Origin of the sequence: Chitinibacter tainanensis DSM 15459 (genome assembly GCF_000429785.1) — a bacterium.
GTDB lineage: Bacteria > Pseudomonadota > Gammaproteobacteria > Burkholderiales > Chitinibacteraceae > Chitinibacter > Chitinibacter tainanensis.
This window is the reverse complement of record NZ_KE386951.1, coordinates 590,210-608,460: the sequence shown is the minus strand read 5'-3', so window position 1 is coordinate 608,460 and position 18,251 is coordinate 590,210. Positions and strand designations below refer to the sequence as shown.

General features: G+C 59.6%; 18 protein-coding genes and 1 rRNA gene. 12 read left to right on the top strand and 7 right to left on the bottom strand.

Translation table 11 applies throughout. The annotated features are described in order from the left end of the window. The first annotated feature begins 21 nt into the window (after positions 1–21). Positions 22–134 (top strand): 5S ribosomal RNA (gene rrf / locus G482_RS0112335). 302 nt (positions 135–436) lie between these two features. Here the strand turns inward: rrf and ubiT are convergent. The 3 genes from ubiT to ubiU are packed head-to-tail and all read right to left on the bottom strand — an operon-like array spanning position 437 to position 2,796. Beyond that, positions 437–871 carry a ubiquinone anaerobic biosynthesis accessory factor UbiT gene (gene ubiT / locus G482_RS0112330; protein WP_028450284.1) on the bottom strand — a complete coding sequence of 145 codons (435 nt, stop codon included), beginning with the start codon at positions 869–871 and terminating at the stop codon, positions 437–439. Further along, the gene (locus G482_RS0112325; protein ID WP_028450283.1) at positions 871–1,755 is read right to left on the bottom strand and encodes a U32 family peptidase; all 885 of its coding nucleotides are present in this window, start codon (positions 1,753–1,755) and stop codon (positions 871–873) included. Before G482_RS0112325 ends, ubiT begins: the two co-directional genes overlap by 1 nt. A gap of 33 nt (positions 1,756–1,788) precedes the next feature. Beyond that, entirely contained in the window at positions 1,789–2,796 is a 1,008-nt protein-coding gene (ubiU, locus tag G482_RS0112320) for a ubiquinone anaerobic biosynthesis protein UbiU (RefSeq protein WP_028450282.1), read from the bottom strand. 307 nt (positions 2,797–3,103) lie between these two features. Between ubiU and gnd the strand changes: the two genes are divergently transcribed. After that, positions 3,104–4,015, top strand: coding sequence for a phosphogluconate dehydrogenase (NAD(+)-dependent, decarboxylating) (gene gnd, locus G482_RS0112315; protein ID WP_028450281.1), 912 nt, complete (start codon positions 3,104–3,106; stop codon positions 4,013–4,015). A 38-nt stretch (positions 4,016–4,053) separates the two neighbouring features. On the opposite strand, the gene G482_RS20345 is transcribed toward gnd, so the two are convergent. Continuing rightward, complete coding sequence (locus G482_RS20345) at positions 4,054–4,227, bottom strand: hypothetical protein (protein ID WP_156905399.1); 174 nt, start codon at positions 4,225–4,227, stop codon at positions 4,054–4,056. On the opposite strand from G482_RS20345, the gene G482_RS18560 reads away from it, so the two are divergent. Then, entirely contained in the window at positions 4,226–5,332 is a 1,107-nt protein-coding gene (locus G482_RS18560) for a succinylglutamate desuccinylase/aspartoacylase family protein (RefSeq protein WP_084414656.1), read from the top strand. The two genes, G482_RS20345 and G482_RS18560, sit on opposite strands and share 2 nt — an antisense overlap. A gap of 247 nt (positions 5,333–5,579) precedes the next feature. Further along, a complete protein-coding gene (locus tag G482_RS0112305) occupies positions 5,580–5,945 on the top strand; it encodes a DUF1801 domain-containing protein (RefSeq protein ID WP_028450280.1) in 366 nt (121 codons plus the stop codon). Between the two features lie 89 nt (positions 5,946–6,034). On the opposite strand, the gene G482_RS0112300 is transcribed toward G482_RS0112305, so the two are convergent. After that, positions 6,035–7,501, bottom strand: coding sequence for a phytase (locus G482_RS0112300; RefSeq protein WP_028450279.1), 1,467 nt, complete (start codon positions 7,499–7,501; stop codon positions 6,035–6,037). A 306-nt stretch (positions 7,502–7,807) separates the two neighbouring features. Then, positions 7,808–9,067: an Hsp70 family protein gene (locus G482_RS0112295; RefSeq protein ID WP_028450278.1), complete on the bottom strand. Its 1,260-nt coding sequence runs from the start codon at positions 9,065–9,067 to the stop codon at positions 7,808–7,810. A 206-nt stretch (positions 9,068–9,273) separates the two neighbouring features. Between G482_RS0112295 and G482_RS18555 the strand changes: the two genes are divergently transcribed. From G482_RS18555 to G482_RS0112255, 8 genes are all read left to right on the top strand, one after another. Next, on the top strand, positions 9,274–9,963 hold the full coding sequence (locus G482_RS18555) for a metallophosphoesterase family protein (protein ID WP_034619546.1): 690 nt from the start codon (positions 9,274–9,276) through the stop codon (positions 9,961–9,963). 109 nt (positions 9,964–10,072) lie between these two features. Continuing rightward, positions 10,073–10,477 carry a hypothetical protein gene (locus G482_RS18550; protein ID WP_051258984.1) on the top strand — a complete coding sequence of 135 codons (405 nt, stop codon included), beginning with the start codon at positions 10,073–10,075 and terminating at the stop codon, positions 10,475–10,477. A 207-nt stretch (positions 10,478–10,684) separates the two neighbouring features. Further along, the gene (locus tag G482_RS0112280; protein WP_051258999.1) at positions 10,685–12,676 is read left to right on the top strand and encodes a TonB-dependent receptor plug domain-containing protein; all 1,992 of its coding nucleotides are present in this window, start codon (positions 10,685–10,687) and stop codon (positions 12,674–12,676) included. Further along, positions 12,673–13,938, top strand: coding sequence for an HmuY family protein (locus G482_RS0112275; RefSeq protein ID WP_028450276.1), 1,266 nt, complete (start codon positions 12,673–12,675; stop codon positions 13,936–13,938). Before G482_RS0112280 ends, G482_RS0112275 begins: the two co-directional genes overlap by 4 nt. A gap of 116 nt (positions 13,939–14,054) precedes the next feature. Further along, entirely contained in the window at positions 14,055–15,104 is a 1,050-nt protein-coding gene (locus G482_RS0112270; RefSeq protein WP_028450275.1) for a hemin-degrading factor, read from the top strand. A 3-nt stretch (positions 15,105–15,107) separates the two neighbouring features. After that, a complete protein-coding gene (locus G482_RS0112265; RefSeq protein WP_028450274.1) occupies positions 15,108–15,962 on the top strand; it encodes a heme/hemin ABC transporter substrate-binding protein in 855 nt (284 codons plus the stop codon). Continuing rightward, positions 15,959–16,987: a FecCD family ABC transporter permease gene (locus tag G482_RS0112260; protein ID WP_051258983.1), complete on the top strand. Its 1,029-nt coding sequence runs from the start codon at positions 15,959–15,961 to the stop codon at positions 16,985–16,987. Before G482_RS0112265 ends, G482_RS0112260 begins: the two co-directional genes overlap by 4 nt. Then, the gene (locus G482_RS0112255; RefSeq protein WP_028450272.1) at positions 16,987–17,787 is read left to right on the top strand and encodes a heme ABC transporter ATP-binding protein; all 801 of its coding nucleotides are present in this window, start codon (positions 16,987–16,989) and stop codon (positions 17,785–17,787) included. Before G482_RS0112260 ends, G482_RS0112255 begins: the two co-directional genes overlap by 1 nt. Here the strand turns inward: G482_RS0112255 and G482_RS0112250 are convergent. After that, a complete protein-coding gene (locus tag G482_RS0112250) occupies positions 17,784–18,182 on the bottom strand; it encodes a DUF2306 domain-containing protein (RefSeq protein ID WP_028450271.1) in 399 nt (132 codons plus the stop codon). The two genes, G482_RS0112255 and G482_RS0112250, sit on opposite strands and share 4 nt — an antisense overlap. Positions 18,183–18,251 lie beyond the last annotated feature (69 nt).

Here is an 18,251-nt window from a genome sequence, read left to right as displayed (position 1 = left end):
CAGTTAACTCAACCAGTTATGTCTGGTGACCATAGCGAGGTGGTCCCACTCCTTCCCATCCCGAACAGGACAGTGAAACGCCTCAGCGCCGATGATAGTGCGGGTTCCCGTGTGAAAGTAGGTCATTGCCAGACTCCCCTAAAGAAGCCCAGCTCAGAAGAGCTGGGCTTTTTGCTTTGGGCCGCGGAAGTGGAAGAGCGCAGAACAGAAGCAAAGCGAAGCCCAACACAACACCCACGACAGACAACAGCACCGCGAACCGGCCGTGCCCAAGCTTGCGGCGCAAACCCAACCCCCAAAACAAAGCCCAGCGTAGCTGGGCTTTGTTCATTCAGGCATGGAGACAATCGTAGATCGATTGCAGATTTATTTGAACTTAGGGTATACGGCTCAAATCCATTCAAATTAATGGGTTGGTCAATATACCCATAGGGGGTTATAAGGCAAGCCTTTGCCGCAGGGGGGCTGGTAGACGCGCGAACAATGGGGAAAAGTCGGTGGCATCCATCAGATTTTTAAGCTGCAAGCCCAACTCGGTGTCGCCACTAATCCGCAAACGGCGTTGAAAGAAGAGCGTATCGGGGTCTTCTTGCCGGCGCGCTAGGATCCAGTAGTCGGCCAGGCTTGCAGCAAAGCAGACATCGGCGGGCGCTTGGCTGGGGATAAAGCGGCCATTGGCAAAGCTGTAACTGAGGCCGCAGCCTAGATCGCTGATTTCGAGGCGAACAGTGCGGCCCTCTAACCAGCTAAAGTCTTCTTCTGGCCATAGCGGTTGTTTCACCCAGTTTAGGGTTTGGCTCAGGATGAATGCGGGTGGTTGCTCCGGCAGCTTTTGCAGGGCTTTTTGTACTAGGGCAGGTAACTTGAACATTAGATTGTCTCCAACTGAGCCGTCGGGCGAATGCCAGCTTGGCCATGCCAATAACCGTTCACGATGCCTTCGGGGTGGATTTGCTGCCAGTCGATGGTATGAGGCTGGGTATTGATCTGCGCGCTATAGGCAGCAATGATTTCAGCTGTATACCCCGGCTGAGGGCTGATGCGTAGGTAATCGATGCCCTGCAGTTGTGGGATGTCGGCAATCAAGGCATGACAGGCCGCGGATTGAGTCTGGATGCCATTCAGGCGCAAGAACGCCTGCCCCTCGCGGGTATGGAGGGCGAGCCCGATGGGGTGCTCTAGGCATTTGAATTCACAGGCATCTTTATTCAGATCATAGTGGCGTGCAGTAAAGCAGCGGGCGGAAAACGCCAAGGGCAGGTGCCCGTGCGCAAACAACTCGGTTTCGAGTGTATTGGTGCGCTCGGCTAGGATTTGCGCCACCATACTTTGGCTGGCTTCCAGCGGCGGTAGCCAGCGCACTGCGCCAGCTTGGGCGTGCCAATCCAGCGTGCTGCCGTTATAAATATTCAAATGCGTGCCGGCCACATAGGGGATCTCGCTTTGCCTTGCGACGCGAATCGCCCCCAGATCATTGGCTTCCAGCCAGCCACCCGCGGCGGCCAGGCGGCGCAGGCTACTCAGATCTGAGCCCGATTCCAATACCGCTTGCGAGCTAAAGACCACCTGCTTGCCCTGTTGCGCCAGCTCTTGGCCAAGGGCCAGCCAATCGGCAGTTTTCAATTCATGGCGGCGAGCACAAACGACTTCGCCCAGATAAATGGTGGCCACTGGCCAATCGGCGGCGGCGGCATAAAAGTCGAGCACTTGCTGGCGTGGCCAGTAGTACAAAATAGGGCCCAGAGTCAGTTGCATGGGGCTACTCCAATTAGGTCAAGTCACTCGCCATTAACGCCAGGGGCGGCTGTAGGCGCCTAGCGTCTGTTGATGGCCTTCCGAGACTTTGTTCAAGGCCTGTTGCCACGCCGGCTTGACCGAATAGCGTGGGTCGGCGGCGGCATCCAGTGCGGCGCGTAATGTTTTGGTGACTTCGGCGGTATAGGCAGGGCTGCGCTGGCGGCCTTCGACTTTGATCGCTCGCACACCGATGCGCAGTAATTCGGGCAAGACGGCGAGCGCATTCAGGCTGGTGGGTTCTTCCAGCGCGTAATAGGTGGCGTCGTTGACTTCAAAGCGCCCTTTGCACAGCGTGGGATAGCCGGCGGGCTCATCAGCGGCGAAATGGTCAATCAGGATGCCATTCAGCCGTGTAGACATGGTATCGCCCTGTGGAATCCATTGCACATGGCTTGCAGGCGAACACACCCCATGGGTATTGGGTGACTCGCCGGTGGCGTAGCTGGATAAAATGCAGCGGCCTTCCGCCATCACACACAAACTGCCAAAGCCAAACACTTCGATTTCCACGGGCGTGTTTTTGATCACGTATTCCACCTGCGGCAAGGTCAGTACCCGAGGCAGAACAGCGCGACGAATGCCAAAGTAATCGTGGGCCAGATTGACGGCCTCAAAATTGGTGGCCGAGCCTTGCACCGATAAATGCCGATGCAAGGTAGGGTGAACGCGGGTGGCGTAATCCAGCAAACCGAGGTCGGCCAAAATTACGGCGTCGGCACCGGCATCGGCGGCGGCATCAATGGCGCGATGCCACTCGGCTACGCGGCCGGCTTGGGCATAGGTGTTGATGGCGATCAGTACACTTTTGCCGCGTTGTTTGGCGTAATCGATGCCGGTTTTGATTTGGGCGTCGGTGAAATTGAGCCCGGCAAAATTGCGGGCGTTGGTGGCATTTTTAAAGCCCAGATACACGGCATCGGCGCCATGGTCGACCGCGGCTTTCAATGCGGGCAGGCTGCCGGCCGGACAAACCAGCTCGGGCAGGGCAGTAGCAGGCATGATGGGGCCTCTTTCGTGCAGATGCGTACAAAGACGGATGAAAGAGCTTAGGCCGCCGCACTGGCCAGAATGTTAATCCAAGTCAAGGTTTAGGCCTTCTGCGGCGCGAATCTGTCCAGTGTTGCGGCGCGCAAAACAGCCGAAAAGCGGCTAAAACCGCGAATTAGGTAAATTAATTAGGGGATTAGTGCAATTCTGGCTTGGCGTGCGCGCTGTCTTGCTAGAAAATACGGGTACGCATCTTATTGGCTACAGGCGAAGTTGCCAGCTACCCGCTCGCAACTCGACACCTAGAAGGGATTACACAATGAATATCGCAATGATCGGTTTGGGTAAAATGGGCGGCAATATGGCACGCCGTCTCGCGCGCGGCGGGGCCACTGTGTTTGGCTTTGACGTCAGCGCTGAGACTCGGGAAGGTTTGGCTAAAGAAGAAGCCAACTTCCGTGCTTTTGCCTCTGTACCTGAGCTGATCGCTGCGCTGCCTACCCCGCGCGTGGTATGGCTGATGTTGCCATCGGGCGAGATCTCTGAAGCGGCTTTTGCCGAAATGAAAACGCTGTTGGCCCCGGGCGATCTGATCATCGATGGCGCCAACGCAATGTACAAAGACAGCCAGCGCCATGCGGCTGAATTGGCTGAGCTGAATATCAAATTCGTTGATGCCGGCGTTTCTGGCGGTGTGTGGGGCTTGCAGAATGGGTATTGTTTGATGTTTGGTGGCGATAAAGATGCCGCTGAAATCGCCACGCCATTTATGAAAATCTTGGCGCCTGCTGCTGATCGCGGCTGGACGCACACTGGCCCAGCTGGCTCTGGCCACTTCACCAAAATGCTGCACAACGGTATTGAATACGGCATGATGCAAGCCTTTGCAGAAGGCTTTGCCATGCTGAAAGCGAAAAAAGAATTCGATCTGGATGTGGCTGAAATCGCCGAAACTTGGCGCCATAGCTCAGTAGTGCGCTCTTGGTTGCTGGACTTGGTGGCCGAGTCGTTCTCGCACGATACCGAGCTCGAGTCGCTGAACCCATTTGTACCTGATTCAGGTGAAGGCCGCTGGTCGGTGCTCGAATCAGTGGAGCTGGGTGTACCGGCACCGGTGATGGCAACCAGCCTTTACTCGCGCTTTGCTTCACGTGGCAACGACGATTACGCGATGAAAATGCTGTCGCTGATGCGTAATGCCTTTGGCGGCCACGCCATGTCGAAAAAATAAGCGGCCTGCCTTGCTGCAGAAATAGGCGGTCACGCGATCTAGACGATCCAGTAGAAATCAGCAGGCGGCAGCAACCGCCTTTGCCAGCTTAAACTGCCAAGGCCACCTAAAACGCCATCATCGATGGCGTTTTTTACGCCCATTGTCTCGCCATTTCGCGGTAATCCCGCGATAATTGCACCTCTTTGATTGTTTTGCGGAATCAACGCCATGCACCATCAGCACATGCTCAAATCTTATGTTTATCACGGCCTAACGGCTGGTCCCAAACTGGTGGTGTTGGGTGCCGTGCATGGCAACGAGATTTGCGGCCCAATCGCGATTGAGCGCGTGATGAAAGAGCTGGATTCTGGCCAATTGGTGCTGCAGCGCGGTCAGATCACGTTTATTCCGGTAACTAACCCGCTGGCGCATGCCAAAAACGAACGCAATGGCGATCGCAACCTGAACCGCAATCTGCGCCCCAATGCGTTGCCGCATGATTTTGAAGACCGCATTGCTAATATGCTGTGCCCGATCTTGGAGCAGCAGGATGTGCTGCTGGATCTGCATTCCACCACCAACCCACCGGGCGAGCCATTTATTATGCTCGGGCCTGAAAACAACGATGGCGAACTCTCGCCATTCTCTCGTGCCGCTGAAGAAGAAGCGCTGGCAATGCGCCTGGGCCCTAAACGCATTGTGGAAGGCTGGCTGGAAACCTATGCCGAAGGCGTGAAACATCGCCTGGCGCACAGCAAGGCCAGCGAGCGCGCACACATGCTCAGCACCGATCCAAGCTACGGCGTGGGCACCACCGAATACACCCGCGCCCACGGCGGCATCGCGCTGACGCTGGAATGCGGTCAGCATCTGGACGCCGACGCGCCCGAAGTTGCCTATCAGGCCATTCGCAATACCATCGCCCATCTGCATCTGGCCGATGTGCCAGCCCCTGCGGTGCAAACCGAGTTTGAATTGCTGAAACTCACGCAAGTGATCGACCGCCATGATTTGGGCGATGCCTTTGTGAAAACTTGGGCCAGCTTCGATAAGCTGCACGCTGGCGATCTGATCGGTCACCGCGCGGATGGTAGCGTGGTGACCGCGCCCGCCGATGGTTATATTTTGTTCCCCAATCCCGCCGCTAATCCGGGCAATGAGTGGTTCTACTTTGCGCAGCACAGCGATCGCTTGGTTGATGGCATGCACTCCACTCGCACGGCCTTGGGGGGTATAGACCACTGGGATAAATCTGGATTGCATTATAGGCATATACCTAGGCTGTCTCCGCTGGTGGTGCAGGCTGAGACCAAAGTGCACGAGCAATCTTCTTAAAGTCTCGGCTAGGCCGAGCCTAGGAAATCGGGCTGTGAATCTGCAGCCTTGATGTTTTATACCCACCCCTCCCGTCCCCTCCTTGAGGGGAGCCTCGCTTCGTGAGCGGGGGGTAATCAATCTCAGCCGCCTCTTCGCAGGCGGTATTTTATTGGCCTGCCGCAGCGATACCTGCGCTGGCGCGATAGTGCCGGGTGGGGCAAACGCGGTAGCATCAGGGCTTCGCTGATTGCCGCCAGGTGTTGCCATGTCTGCCCAAACCGTTACGGCTTTGCTAGATGATATCCAGTTTGTAAACCCGCCCCTGCATGCCATCGTGCAAGCTGTGCGCCAGCGGGTGCGGCAGCTATTTCCCGATTGTGGCGAGGTGGTGAAATATGGCGGCATTTTGTTCACCGCCGAGGTGCAGTTTGCTGGTGTATTTGCCTATCAGGCGCATGTATCGGTGGAATTTGGCCACGGCGCGCAGATCGCTGATCCGTTTGGTTTGCTCGAAGGTCAGGGCAAAGGCCGGCGGCATCTTAAATTACGCACCCTTAGCGATCTGAATGACAAACATCTGAGTGAATATTTGCAGCTGGCGCAGCAAGCGGCGCGGTTGGCGCAGGCCTAAAAGCCTCGCCCGACTATCCCGCGGGCAGAAATAACAACGCCTGCCCGCTCGGCGGACAGGCGTGTGCTGAAGAGGTCTACGCGAGCGGATTACAGCTTGCGTGGGTCAAAGTTGTTGTACTTTTCCAGCTTGAGTGCAGTGGCGATTTTTTCCCAGCTGGTGAATTTCAGATTGGTTTGCGCGGTTACGCCATCCAGATTATTCAGATCGTCGTTGTAGCCGTCCTGAGTCACTAGCAAACCATACGGGTAGCCTGGCAATTGCAGTGCCACCACATCCGCACCATCACATTCCTGTACCCCTTCGGTATTGCCATTTGGCCCCTGGCTGAGACGGAAGCCTTGCTTGAGTACCGGTTTGGCATTGCCATTGAGGGCAAACACCGCAAAGCTATCGTCATACGGTGCATCGCTGACATTCGGTGCGCCACCGTGGGCGCCGCCCTGGCTCGAAGCGATCAGATAGCCGGTGCCATTCGGGCCGTAATAAATGCTCAGGCCTTCCAGATCGCGGCTGATTTTGCTCTCTGGGTTAAAGAAGCTGTGTTTCACCACGGTGGCAGGTGTGCCGGTGGTGTAGGTTTCGCGGCTACTACCGCGGGTTTCGTACACTGGCTGGGTATCGGCCTGACCGGTTTTCAGGTCCACTCGCCAGATACCCACGTCTTCTTGGCCCGCATAGAGCATGCCATTGCGCTGATCGACCACCATGCCTTCAAATTGCGGGCTCCAGTCACGGGTGGCATCCAGATCATTGGTTTCGCGCAGATTTTGCCCGCGCCAGCTATATGGGAAGCGCCAGTCGCGGCCCGCCACCGCCACCACATTCACGGTGCCGCCGGCTTCGGCGATCAATTCAAACTGACGAATACGCGCCTGTTTACGCTGATTCACCAGCACAAAATGTTTGCCGCTGGCTTTGTCCGAGAAATGGGTAATGCCATAGCCGGTGTTTTGTTTGGATACTGCAATCGCCGCATCTTTGCTCGCGTCGCTCTCGCTACCCTCGGTCGGCACGGTCGGGAACAGGCGCAGCGGGGTGGCCGAAGTGATATCGCTCAGTGGTGTGGTGCTGTTATTCGGATCGATTTTCCATACCCGGATCAAATCCTGGCCACGGTCGGTGGCGATGGCCAGATCGACGGTGCTGTTATCGTCCAGCTTAAAGCCATACACGATATCCACATTGTTGTAGCGGCTTTTGCCTTTGTTATCGTTATTCAGCGCACCCGGACCGATGCTCTGCACCAATTGCCCTTGCAGATCATAAACCCGCATCCCGCCATCTTTGATGGCCGTTACGACTAAGCTTTTCGCGCTTTGGCTGGGGTGTACCCAAATGGCAGGATCATCCACATCGCCAGCGGCGCTCAGCACATTTTCGGTTTCGGCATCAAAGCTGACCGCGCTGACGGTATAAGGCTGCACGGTCGGAGCCGGGGTTGCCGTCGCAACCGGCGTGGCCGTCGGGGCCGGCGTCGCCGCCGGATCAGTGATATCACCGCCACAGGCGGTTAAAAGGGCGCTGAGCACACTCAGACAAAACAAATGGCGCATTTTTTTGTAAGTGGGTTAGGGAAAACCCGAGGAGCTTACGCAGCAAAGCTTACAAATTTGTGGCGGATGCGTGATGGAATGATGACGATGGCTAGCCGCCATGTATCAATGAGGCCGACCGATCGCCGCGCTGCTATTGGGGTATATGCCTAAAGCGACTCTCAGGGTTGCTTTGTGGTCATATACGCAGGCGGGTATGCTCGCCACGATGAAGCGCTGTATTGGGTTAAGCAAGCCAAGCGCTTATTAAGTCAGTCACGCTGACCCAATCACGCCCACTCTTGTCTTGCCAAACGCGCTCCAATATCAGCCGTAGCGCTGCTGCGCTACGACCGCCAGCCCACAGCCCACACTACCAAAATGATCGCCCTCCACCGCGCGGGCGGTGGGGAAGGCGGCGGCGAGGGCGGTGCGCAGGGCGGGAACGGCGGATGAGCCGCCGGTGAAAAACAGCGTATCAACTGCTGCGGGCGCGACACCGGCTTGCGCCAGCGTGGCCAAGGCGGCTTTGCATACGCGCTGGATTTCCTGTGCCACCGCGGTTTCAAATTGGCCGCGGCTGATGGCGGCGCTAAGGCCGGCTTCGGCTTCGGCCAGATCGAGCTGGGTACGAGCCTCGGCCGAGAGGGCGATCTTGGCGGCTTCAACCCGCATGGCCAGCTGGTGGCCGGCCTGATGGCGAATCACATTCAGCAGCCGCTCAAAGCGCACCTGATCGACCACTTCCGGCGAAATATCCTGGAAAGTGCGCCACATTTTGCGGGTATAGGCCAGCTGAATGGTGTGCCAGGTGGCGAGGTGGAAAAACACCCCGTTCGGAAATTCGGCGTTATTGCTCAGCAAGCTGCCCATGCCCAGCTCGGGCATGACGCCGGCCAGCGATAGCCGTTTATCAAAATCAGTACCCCCGATATGTACCCCGCCACTGGCTAATAGATCTGCGCTCCGGTCAGCCATACCCCTGCGCTGGGGCGAGAGGCGCACCAGCGAAAAGTCGGATGTACCCCCGCCAATATCAATCACCAAGACCAGCTCTTCCTGCGTAATGCGCTGCTCGTAATCATGGGCGGCGGCAATCGGCTCGTATTGAAAGCTGACTTCTTTAAAGCCCAGCAGGCGGGCGATCTGGCTTAGGGTGTCTTCGGCTTGCTGGTCGGCGCTGCGATCGTCATCGACAAAATACACCGGCCGCCCTAACACCACGGCATCAAATTGCTGGCCGGCGGCTTGTTCGGCGCGGCGTTTCACTTCGCCGATCAGCGCGCCGATCAATTGCTGGAAAGACAAATGCCGGCCGCCCACTTCGGTGCCGGCGTCCATCAGGCTGCTGCCAAGCAGGCTTTTAAGCGAACGCATCAGCCGGCCTTCGTAGCCTTCCAGGTATTCCGCGAGCGCGGCGCGGCCAAAGGCCATGCTGTCTTCTTCCAGATTGAAGAACACCGCCGAGGGCAGCGTGAGCTTGCCATCTTCCAGTGGCAAAAGGCGCGCGCCATCCGGGTGGTAGAGGCCAGCAGTGGAATTGGATGTGCCAAAATCAATGCCGCAAGCGGCGCGGGATACGGTCATGCAAACAGGTCCGAAGGGGGCGAGGGGGCAGCAAGGCTACGCGGCAGCGGGCGGGGCGTCAAATCGGTGTGACCAAAGACAGGTCAAGCAGCTTGTCTGGTTGCCCAGTGGCGCGAGCCAGCCCGCAGCCGGGCTGGAATTGAGCCGCAACGCCAGCGCGTTTTGCAATACAATAGCACTATCCTATCCCCCATTTCGGACGCGAAATGATTTTTTTCTGTGGCGACACGCATGGCCGGTTCGAGCATGTGATCCGCGCGGTGCACACGCATCGGCCGGACGCCATTGTATTGCTGGGGGATATTCAGGCGCAGCGCCCGCTGGAAGACGAGCTGGCAGCGATTCTGGCGCTGACCGAAGTCTGGTTTATCCATGGCAATCACGACACCGATACCTTCTACGATTACGCCCATCTGTTTGATTCTCCACTGGCCGAGCGCAATTTGCATGGGCGGGTGGTCGACATTGCTGGCCGCCGGATTGCCGGCCTGGGTGGGATATTTCGTGGCCAGATCTGGATGCCACCAGCGGCGCCCAATTACCCCAGTCAGGCGCATTATCTGGCGCATTGCGGCCAGAGCAATCACTGGCGCGGTGGTCTGCCGCGCAAACATCGCAGCACGATTTTTTATGCCGATTACCAGGCATTAGCGCAGGAACGCGCAGATATTCTGGTGACGCACGAGGCCCCGAGTTGCCACCCTTATGGCTTTCAGGCGCTGGATCAGCTGGCCAATAAGCTTGGCGTGAGCACGGCTTTTCATGGCCATCAGCACGATTGCCTCGATTATCGGCCGCATGATGCCCGGCTAGGGTTTCGCGCCTATGGCGTTACCCTGCGCGGCATCACCGACGAGCACGGCAATATCATCGATCCGGGCATTCTGCCCGACTAAATCCCCGCGCGGCGCTGTGGCCGGCTTCACGCCGGCGCGCAGCTCAATTCAGCCGAGGTTCAGCCGCGGCTTTCCATACTGGCGACTCTGTGTGTGAAGGAGTTGTGCAATGTGGTCATCCCTTTCTTTGGTGGGTGCGCTGGCGCTAGTGAGTGCCATGGCACAGGCGGCGAGCCCCGCGGTATCGGTGCGGGTGGGCGACCCTGATTTTTATGGCCGCATCGAATGGGGCCAGCAGCAGCGCCCGGCTGTGATCGTGGATGAGCCGCTGCTGATTCACCGCACCCGCTATGACGATGCCCCGGTGTATTTGCGCGTGCCGCCCGAACATCGCCGGGCCTGGGGCCGCAATTGCGGCTATTACCGTGCCTGCGCCCGGCCGGTGTATTTTGTGCAGGAGCGCTGGTATCGCGATACCTATTGGCCGCAGCGCGGGCGCTGGGAAAAGCATGGTCGCTGGCGGCATCATCATCATGATGGGCGGGGGCACCCTCGCTGGGAGCGGGATGATTGATGCTAGGTCAATTTTATTGACTTAATTTTGATTGGCGTATTTAGGGGTATGGCCGTTAGTTCCTTTTAGATAAAGGCACTGGCGGCTATACCTTTTGTTGTTTCTGGCCTGCGGCATGGTGGCAGGCATAGAAATGACTTTCACGTATTGATAATTGTTATCAATATCACTATAGTGTTCACCTCTGTAGTGATAATGATTATCAATATGAAATTGAATTTGATCGCGCTCAGCCTGCTGGCTCTGCCAGCGCTGGGGCAGGCCGATACCGAGCTCGATACCGTGGTGGTCAGCGCGACCCGCAGCGAGCGCTCGCAAGCCGATGCACCGGTGAAAACCGAAGTCGTTACCCGCCAGGAAATCGAGCGCACCCACGCCCGCACCTTGACGCAAGCGCTGGAAAACATTCCCGGGCTGCAGCTGCGCGAAATTCATGGCAAGTCGGGGTATGAACTTTCGCTGCAGGGGCTCAATAGCGATCAGGTGCTGGTGCTGATTGATGGCTTGCCGATTTCGGCCAGCACGGGCTCGACGGTGAATCTGAGCCAGTATCTGGTGGGCGAGATCGAGCGGATCGAAGTCATCAAGGGCGCCGCCTCGGCGCAATACGGCAGCTCGGCGATGGGCGGGGTGATCAATGTGATTACTCGCCGTACCCAGCCCGGCTTGCGGGGCAATCTGGATTTAAGCGTAGGCAGCTATGGCGAGCAAAATGATGCGGGCCGCGCCTTGGCCCCCGGTCGCAGCAGCGGCCGGGCTCAGTTGGCGGCGGGCAATGCCAACTGGCGCCTAGCGGCACAGGCCGAGGTGCTGGACGATCAGGGCTTTGCGCTCGATCCGGCTGGCTGGAGCCGACAGGGCGATGCCATGCGGCGCGAGCAATACGGTGCGCGACTAGATTGGCTGCCAGCGGCGGGACTGCAGTTTTGGCTGGATGGTAGCCGTTACCTCGAAAACGATACCCAGCGCTACCAGACGTACGCGCCACCCAAATATATTCCGCAGCAAAAGCAGGAAGAGATCACCCGCGATCGCTGGGTGGCGGGTGGGGAATGGCGCTTTGCCGGGCATGGTCGCCTGAGCGGGAATTGGCTGCACGAGCAATACGATACCCGTTCGGTGGCGCAGGCCAATGGCGCGCTCACCGGCGATCGCCGCGCGCGGCAAACCTTGCAGCAAGCCTCGCTGCAACTCGATTTACCGGCATGGTATAGCCAGCTGTGGCAGGTGGGGATTGATCTTCGGCGCGATACCCTTGCGCAATTAAATAATGGCTACAGCGAATTGCAGCGCAGCGGCATGGCCGAGCGCGAAAGCCACGAGCTGTATCTGCAAAATGATGTTTTCCTCGGCGACTGGCTGGAGCTGGTGGCCGGCCTGCGCGCACAGCATGATTCCGATTTTGGTGGCCACGCCGCGCCCAAGCTGGCGCTAAAGGCCGATCTGCTCAATACCGCCGAGCAGCGCCTGGTGGGGCGCGCCAGCTGGGGGCAAGGCTACCGCGTGCCCAATCTGAAAGAGCGCTACTACCTGTTTGACCACAGCGCGCTGGGCTATATGGTGCTGGGCAATCCGGCCCTGCAACCCGAGCGCTCGAATAGTTACCAGCTGGGGCTGGATTGGCACTGGGGTACTACGCTGGCGGTGCAGGCCAATGCCTTTTACAACCAGATTCGCGATCTGATTCAGGTCGATCAGGATCAGGCCACCGTGGTGCAGGGCGTGGCGCAATACCGCTACGAAAACCTGGCTAACGCCCGCACGGCCGGGCTGGAGCTGGCTACCCAATGGCAGGCGCTGCCAACGCTGGCGCTCAATGCCGCTTACACCTACACCCATACCCGCGATGAGCAAACCGGCCAGGCGCTGACGCGGCGGCCCGAGCATATTGCCCGCTTTGGCCTCGATTGGACGCCGCGCACCGGCAGTACCCTCAGCTGGCGTACCCAGTGGCAAAGCCGCGAGCTGGTGAGCAGTGCCAGCCAGGCGTATTCGCCCGCCTGGAGCAAAAGCGATCTGAGCTTTAACCAGCAGCTGGGGCGCGATCTCACCGCCTATGCCGGCATCAGCAATCTATTTAACGCGCAGCGCGACTTTAGCGATGCCAATGATTTCGGCCCGCTGGCCGGCCGCTTTGTTTATCTCGGTGCCCGTTATCAATGGGGCGCCGGTTCAACCCCAGGGAAGGAAACACCATGAAACTGAGATTGCTGGCGCTGGGTAGCGCCCTCGTACTGACGGCGTGTGGCGGTGGCGGGCTGGATACCCCGATCGCCGTGGCCACCCCAAGCCCCGCGCCCACCGCTGCGCCAACCGCGGCGCCGGCCAAAGCCGTGCAATGGCAGGCGCAATTGCCTGCCGCTGGTAGCGCCGTGTGTTTTGATTTTGATGCAGGTAGTGAAGTGGCGTGCAGCACCGCCAATTGGGATCTGAAGCTTGCGAGCGCCGCGCGCGGGGTGTCGCTGTGGAGTAATAGTGGCGAATCGGGCAGCGGCAAGGGTGGGGTGTTTGGTAGCCCATTCGATTACACCTGGAGCGCACTGCAAAAATGGCAGGCCGGCTTGCTCGACCCAACAACCGGGCAGGCGATTCCAGACACGCTGTATCTGAAAGACACCGCCGATAGCGTCTTTACCGGCAGCAATGGCATTCAAAGCAAGGCCTTTGAATATGGCGTGGGCGGCAGCAATGATCACAAGCTGTATCCGAATTTCCGCGTGTTCTTGGTGACCACCGACCATAGCGCGGCAAGTGCCACGGGCAATAGCACATCCCCGGTGTATGCGCTGCAAATGACCGGCTACTATGGTGGCCCAAGCGGTACTACCTCAGGGTATCCAACTTTCCGCTGGGTTGACCGTAGTGTGGCCGGCGCGCCTGTGCGCAATGAGCAAGTCGATGCCCGCACCGGCTGGGTGTATTTCAACCTCACTAGCGGGCAAGCTGTGGCGGCGAGCGATGCATGGCATATCGCCTTTAACCGCTACAACGTGAAACTCAATAGCGGCTCTTCGGGCACTGGCAAAGTCGGCGGCTTCCTCGCCAAAACCCCGGCGGGCTTCTATGCCGCCGATGGCAGCACCCCGGTGGCGGCGAAATTCACCGAAAACAATATTCTAGATACAACCAAATCCGAGCTAACCGCCAGCGATTTGCAGCTGCCCACCCAAGCCAGCCAGTGGAAAAAAGACAGCGTGGCTTCCAAGCTCAACCCAGCGTATCAGGGCAATTACCCCGGCAAGCTCGATTTTGGTTGGTATAGCTACTACCCGGTGGCCAATGGCGCGATTGTGGCGCACAGCCAAGTGGCCAACCCGGATCGCGGCACGCTGCTGCGCTCGGCCGAGGGCAATAGCTACGCCCGCGTGCGGCTGAAGGAAATCCGCTACGCCACGCCGGGCAATGTGAGCAGCCAGCAAACCTGGCAGTTTGAATTCGAAACCTTGCCCGCGAGCAAATAAGCCCCGCTAGCGCCCGCTGCAGCGCAGGCTGGCGGGCGCAAACCAAGCCTTTCTCTTTACGATCCGGCTGGCGTGCTGTGGCGCGCCGGCCAGCCTATTGCACAGGAAATTGAACCATGAATGCCATTACTTTTGCGGCCCAAGCTTCGGCTTTGCAAGCCAGTTACCAAAGCCTGAAAGACGCCGAGCCCAAGCTGCGCGCACGCGAGGCCGCTAAACGCCTGCAGGTGAGTGAAGCCGAGCTGGTGGCGGCGCAATGCGGCGTGACGGCGATTCCGCTGCAGGGCTTGGCGCAGGCCATGTTCCGCGCTTTGCCGCCGTTTGGCCGCGTGATGGTGCTAAGCCGCAACGAGCATTGCGTGCACGAGCGCCACGGTGAATACGAAGACCTGCATTGCGAAGACAAACCGGTGGGCATGGTATTGGGCAAGGATATTGACCTGCGTATGTTCTTTAACAACTGGGTGCATGCCTTTGCCGTGACCGAAGGTGAGCGCCGTAGTGTGCAGTTTTTTGCCGCGGATGGTGAGGCGGTGCACAAGGTGTATCTCACCGAGCACAGCAATGCGAGCTACTGGACCGAGTTTGTCGGCCGCTTTGCCGCCGAAAGTGCGACTTGGCCACAAATTACGCACTATCCGGCCGACACCGCGGCCACCGCAGTGGCCGATCCGGCCGCGTTCCGCAAGGCTTGGCAGGCTCTGACCGATACGCATGGCTTTTTCCCGCTGCTGAAAAAATTCAATGTCAGCCGTTTGGCCGCTTTGCAGGCTGCTGGCGCCGATTTGGCGCAGCAAGTGGCGCAGGATGCCGTAGAGACGATGCTGAGCCGCGCTGCCGAGCAAGCTTTGCCGATTATGTGCTTTGTGGGCAATCGCGGCATTGTGCAGATTCATTCGGGCCCGGTGGCCAAATTGCTGCGCACCGGCCCGTGGTTCAATATTCTTGACCCCGATTTCAATCTGCATCTGAACACCACTGCCATTGCCTCGTGCTGGGTGGTGAATAAACCAACCGATGATGGCTGGGTGACTTCGCTGGAAGTGTATGCCGCCGATGGCGAGCTGATTGTGCAGTTCTTCGGCGTGCGCAAACCGGGCGTGCCAGAGTTGCCCGCTTGGCGCGCGCTGCTGCGTGATTTGTGCAGCCAGCCTTTGGCGGAGTAAGCCATGCGTTTTGTGTTGTCATTATGGTTATTGGCCAGCGCCTTGCTGCTGGGGACGGCGGCCAGCTTTGCCGCGCCCCCGCAGCGGGTGGTGAGCCTTGGTGGGCCGCTGACCGAGATTGTGTACGCCCTCGGTGGCGGCGCGCAGCTGGTGGCGGTGGATCAGTCGAGTATTTATCCGGCGGCGGCGGCGCGCCTGCCCAAAGTCGGCTACTACCGGCAGTTTTCGCTCGAAGGCGTGGTGGCGATGAAGCCCGATCTGGTGCTGGCTTCGGATCAGGCTGGGCCGCCGGAAGCGATTGAGCAGCTGCGCCGCCTGGGTTTGCGGGTGGTGGTGTTGCCGGCCAAGGCCGATCTAGAGTCACTACAGCGCCGGATTTATGGCGTGGCTGGGGCTTTGCAATTGAATCAGGATGGCAAAGTGCTGGTCAGCCGCTTGCAGCGCGAGCTGGCGGCGGTGCCTAAGCTTGCTGGCCAACCACGGGCACTGGTGCTGATTAGCCGTACCGGCCAGCCTGAGGGCGCCGGCAAAGACACCGCCGCTGATGCCACGCTGCGGCTGGCGGGCTATCGCAATGTGCTGGCCCAGCAGCAAGGCTATAAGCCGCTGTCGGCCGAGGCCATTGCGGCGCTCAAGCCCGAGGTGATCATCACGTCGAGCATGTCGCTACAAAGCCTGGGTGGGCTGGATAAATTGCTGGCCTTGCCCGGTTTGGCGCACACCAGCGCGGCCAAACAGCGCAAAGTGCTGGTGCTGGATGACTTGCTGTTGCTGGGCTTTGGTCCACGCTTGCCAGAAGCGATTCGCGCCTTGCGGCAGCCGGCCCTGCCCGCCGCCACTGCGGTGAGCGCACCATGAGCCAAAGCTTGCGCGCGCCCTTGCCGCTCGTGCCTGGCCCAGTTGGGATCGCCTGGCTGTGGCCGGTGCTGCTGGCGGTATTGCTGCTTTTGCTCTTGCTGTCGGCGGCCAGCGGCGCGGTGGAAATTCCGCTGGCGGAGTTACCGCGCGTGGTGCTGGGCCACAGCACGGCGGCCGAAGCCGAGCTGTGGCGCTCGATCGTGCTGGAAGTGCGCTTGCCGCGGCTGCTGTTTGCCGCGCTGGCCGGGGCCGTGCTGGCGCTGGCGGGGGCGGTGATGCAGGCGCTGTTTCGTAATCCGCTGGCTGAGCCTGGCTTGGTGGGTATATCGTCCGGCGCCTCACTGGGTGCGGTCTGCGCAATTGTACTGGGTGGGGGTAGTTTTGCCTTGCTGGCCAGTAGCGCCTTTGTCGGGAGCTTGCTGGCTACTGCGGCGGCCTATCATCTGGGGCGGCGGCATCCGGGCATGGCGGGCTTATTGCTGGCGGGCATTGCGATTAATGCGGTGTGCGGCAGCTTGATTGGGCTGTTTACCTATCTGGCCGATGATAATCAGCTGCGCAGCTTAACCTTTTGGAATATGGGCTCGCTGGCCGGCGCCAGCTGGCCGCGGCTCTTGGTGCTGTTGCCGCTGTTGCTGCTACTGAGTGCGCTGGTGCTGCGCTACTGGCGGGCGCTGAATGCCTTGCTGCTGGGCGAGCGCGAGGCGCTGCATTTGGGCTTTCCATTCAAAAGCATTCGCCGGCAGCTGATTTTGCTGACTGCCTTGCTGATCGGCCCGCTGGTGGCGGCGACCGGTGGCATCGGCTTTGTGGGCCTGGTGGTGCCGCATGTGGTGCGCATGCTGCTGGGCGCAGATCATCGGCGGCTGTTGCCGGCGGCCATGCTGGGCGGGGCGATTGCGCTGGTGTTGGCCGATTGGCTGGCGCGCACCGTGGTGCAGCCAGCGGAATTACCCATCGGCATTGTCACCAGCTTGGTGGGTGGGCCGTTTTTCCTGTGGTTGCTTTTAAGCCGGAGGCGCTGATGCTGCAATTAGACCAAGTGAGTTTTCAGCGCGGCGAGCGGCCGATTTTGCGTGGCATCGATCTGACCCTGCCGTGCGGCGAAATCACCGCCATTCTCGGGGCCAATGGGGCGGGGAAATCCACGCTCCTGCAGCTTTTGACCGGAGAGCTGGCGCCCAGCGCCGGGCGCGCGCTACTGGATGGCCAGCCTCTGGCGCAATGGCCCGCCGCCGAGCTGGCGGCGCGGCGGGTGGTTTTGCCGCAGCAAGCGCAGCTGACTTTTCAGCTGAGCGCGCATGAGGTGATTGCCATGGGCGGGTATCCGTTCCCGCAGCTCAGCCCCGCCGAGATGCGCGCCCTGCTGTTGCAAGCGGCGGCGCTGGCGGATGTGAGCGAGCTCTTGCTGCGACCGTATCCACAGCTATCGGGCGGCGAGCAACAACGCGTGCAGCTGGCGCGGGTGTTGCTGCAAACCTTGGCCGCGCTGCAGCACAGCACGCAGCCGGTGTATTTGCTGCTGGATGAGCCTACCGCCAGCCTTGATCCGCGTCATCAGCAGCATGTGCTGGTGCAGTTGCAAAGCTTATTGGCCAGCCTGCCGGCTGGGCAGCAGCTGGCGGTGGGCGTGATTTTGCATGATGTGAATCTGGCCGCACGGTATTGCCAGCGGCTGGTGCTGTTGGCCGCGGGGCAGTTGGTGGCCAGCGGGCCGGTGGCGCAAGCGCTCACCGGCGCGCATCTTGAGCAAACCTATCAGCTGCCCGCTACCGTGCTGCCGCATCCCTTGCATGCGGGGCAGCAGCTGGTGGTGTTTGCTTAAAAGCCCAGCCACTGCTGGGCCAGCTGATTGAGCAGGCGGCCGGGCAGAAAAGCCAGGCTGCCGGCCACCACCAGCGCGCCGAGATATACCCCGCGCATTTTGGCGCGATGCACCGCAATCTGCCCCCGCCGCGCCGCCAGCACTGCGGTGGGAATCTCGTACCACACCAGCAGGCTAAACAGGTGAATCAGCCCCCAATGGCCAAACAACACCGGGCCAATGCTGGCCGGAATTAAAAGCGAAATCGTGGCCGTGCCCAGCATCAGCAACACATAAATCCGCCCCAGCCAGCGATGCAGCGCATCCCCTTTGCGCCGCCACAACAGCCAACTACCCAGCCCAAAGGCCGGCACCACCGTGGCCAAGTGCCACTGGACTAAAACAGGGATGGACATGCAGGCTCCTGCCAGAACGGATGAGAGGTTGAACGCTGGGGAGGAAATCCGCACCAGCAGCTTGGCCGA

Bases quoted from the DNA above. Each gene is read 5' to 3' on its own strand.
- ubiT (WP_028450284.1), bottom strand. From the start codon at position 871: ATGTTCAAGTTACCTGCCCTAGTACAAAAAGCCCTGCAAAAGCTGCCG.
- G482_RS0112325 (WP_028450283.1), bottom strand. From the start codon at position 1,755: ATGCAACTGACTCTGGGCCCTATTTTGTACTACTGGCCACGCCAGCAA.
- ubiU (WP_028450282.1), bottom strand. From the start codon at position 2,796: ATGCCTGCTACTGCCCTGCCCGAGCTGGTTTGTCCGGCCGGCAGCCTG.
- gnd (WP_028450281.1), top strand. From the start codon at position 3,104: ATGAATATCGCAATGATCGGTTTGGGTAAAATGGGCGGCAATATGGCA.
- G482_RS18560 (WP_084414656.1), top strand. From the start codon at position 4,226: ATGCACCATCAGCACATGCTCAAATCTTATGTTTATCACGGCCTAACG.
- G482_RS20345 (WP_156905399.1), bottom strand. From the start codon at position 4,227: ATGGCGTTGATTCCGCAAAACAATCAAAGAGGTGCAATTATCGCGGGA.
- G482_RS0112305 (WP_028450280.1), top strand. From the start codon at position 5,580: ATGTCTGCCCAAACCGTTACGGCTTTGCTAGATGATATCCAGTTTGTA.
- G482_RS0112300 (WP_028450279.1), bottom strand. From the start codon at position 7,501: ATGCGCCATTTGTTTTGTCTGAGTGTGCTCAGCGCCCTTTTAACCGCC.
- G482_RS0112295 (WP_028450278.1), bottom strand. From the start codon at position 9,067: ATGACCGTATCCCGCGCCGCTTGCGGCATTGATTTTGGCACATCCAAT.
- G482_RS18555 (WP_034619546.1), top strand. From the start codon at position 9,274: ATGATTTTTTTCTGTGGCGACACGCATGGCCGGTTCGAGCATGTGATC.
- G482_RS18550 (WP_051258984.1), top strand. From the start codon at position 10,073: ATGTGGTCATCCCTTTCTTTGGTGGGTGCGCTGGCGCTAGTGAGTGCC.
- G482_RS0112280 (WP_051258999.1), top strand. From the start codon at position 10,685: ATGAAATTGAATTTGATCGCGCTCAGCCTGCTGGCTCTGCCAGCGCTG.
- G482_RS0112275 (WP_028450276.1), top strand. From the start codon at position 12,673: ATGAAACTGAGATTGCTGGCGCTGGGTAGCGCCCTCGTACTGACGGCG.
- G482_RS0112270 (WP_028450275.1), top strand. From the start codon at position 14,055: ATGAATGCCATTACTTTTGCGGCCCAAGCTTCGGCTTTGCAAGCCAGT.
- G482_RS0112265 (WP_028450274.1), top strand. From the start codon at position 15,108: ATGCGTTTTGTGTTGTCATTATGGTTATTGGCCAGCGCCTTGCTGCTG.
- G482_RS0112260 (WP_051258983.1), top strand. From the start codon at position 15,959: ATGAGCCAAAGCTTGCGCGCGCCCTTGCCGCTCGTGCCTGGCCCAGTT.
- G482_RS0112255 (WP_028450272.1), top strand. From the start codon at position 16,987: ATGCTGCAATTAGACCAAGTGAGTTTTCAGCGCGGCGAGCGGCCGATT.
- G482_RS0112250 (WP_028450271.1), bottom strand. From the start codon at position 18,182: ATGTCCATCCCTGTTTTAGTCCAGTGGCACTTGGCCACGGTGGTGCCG.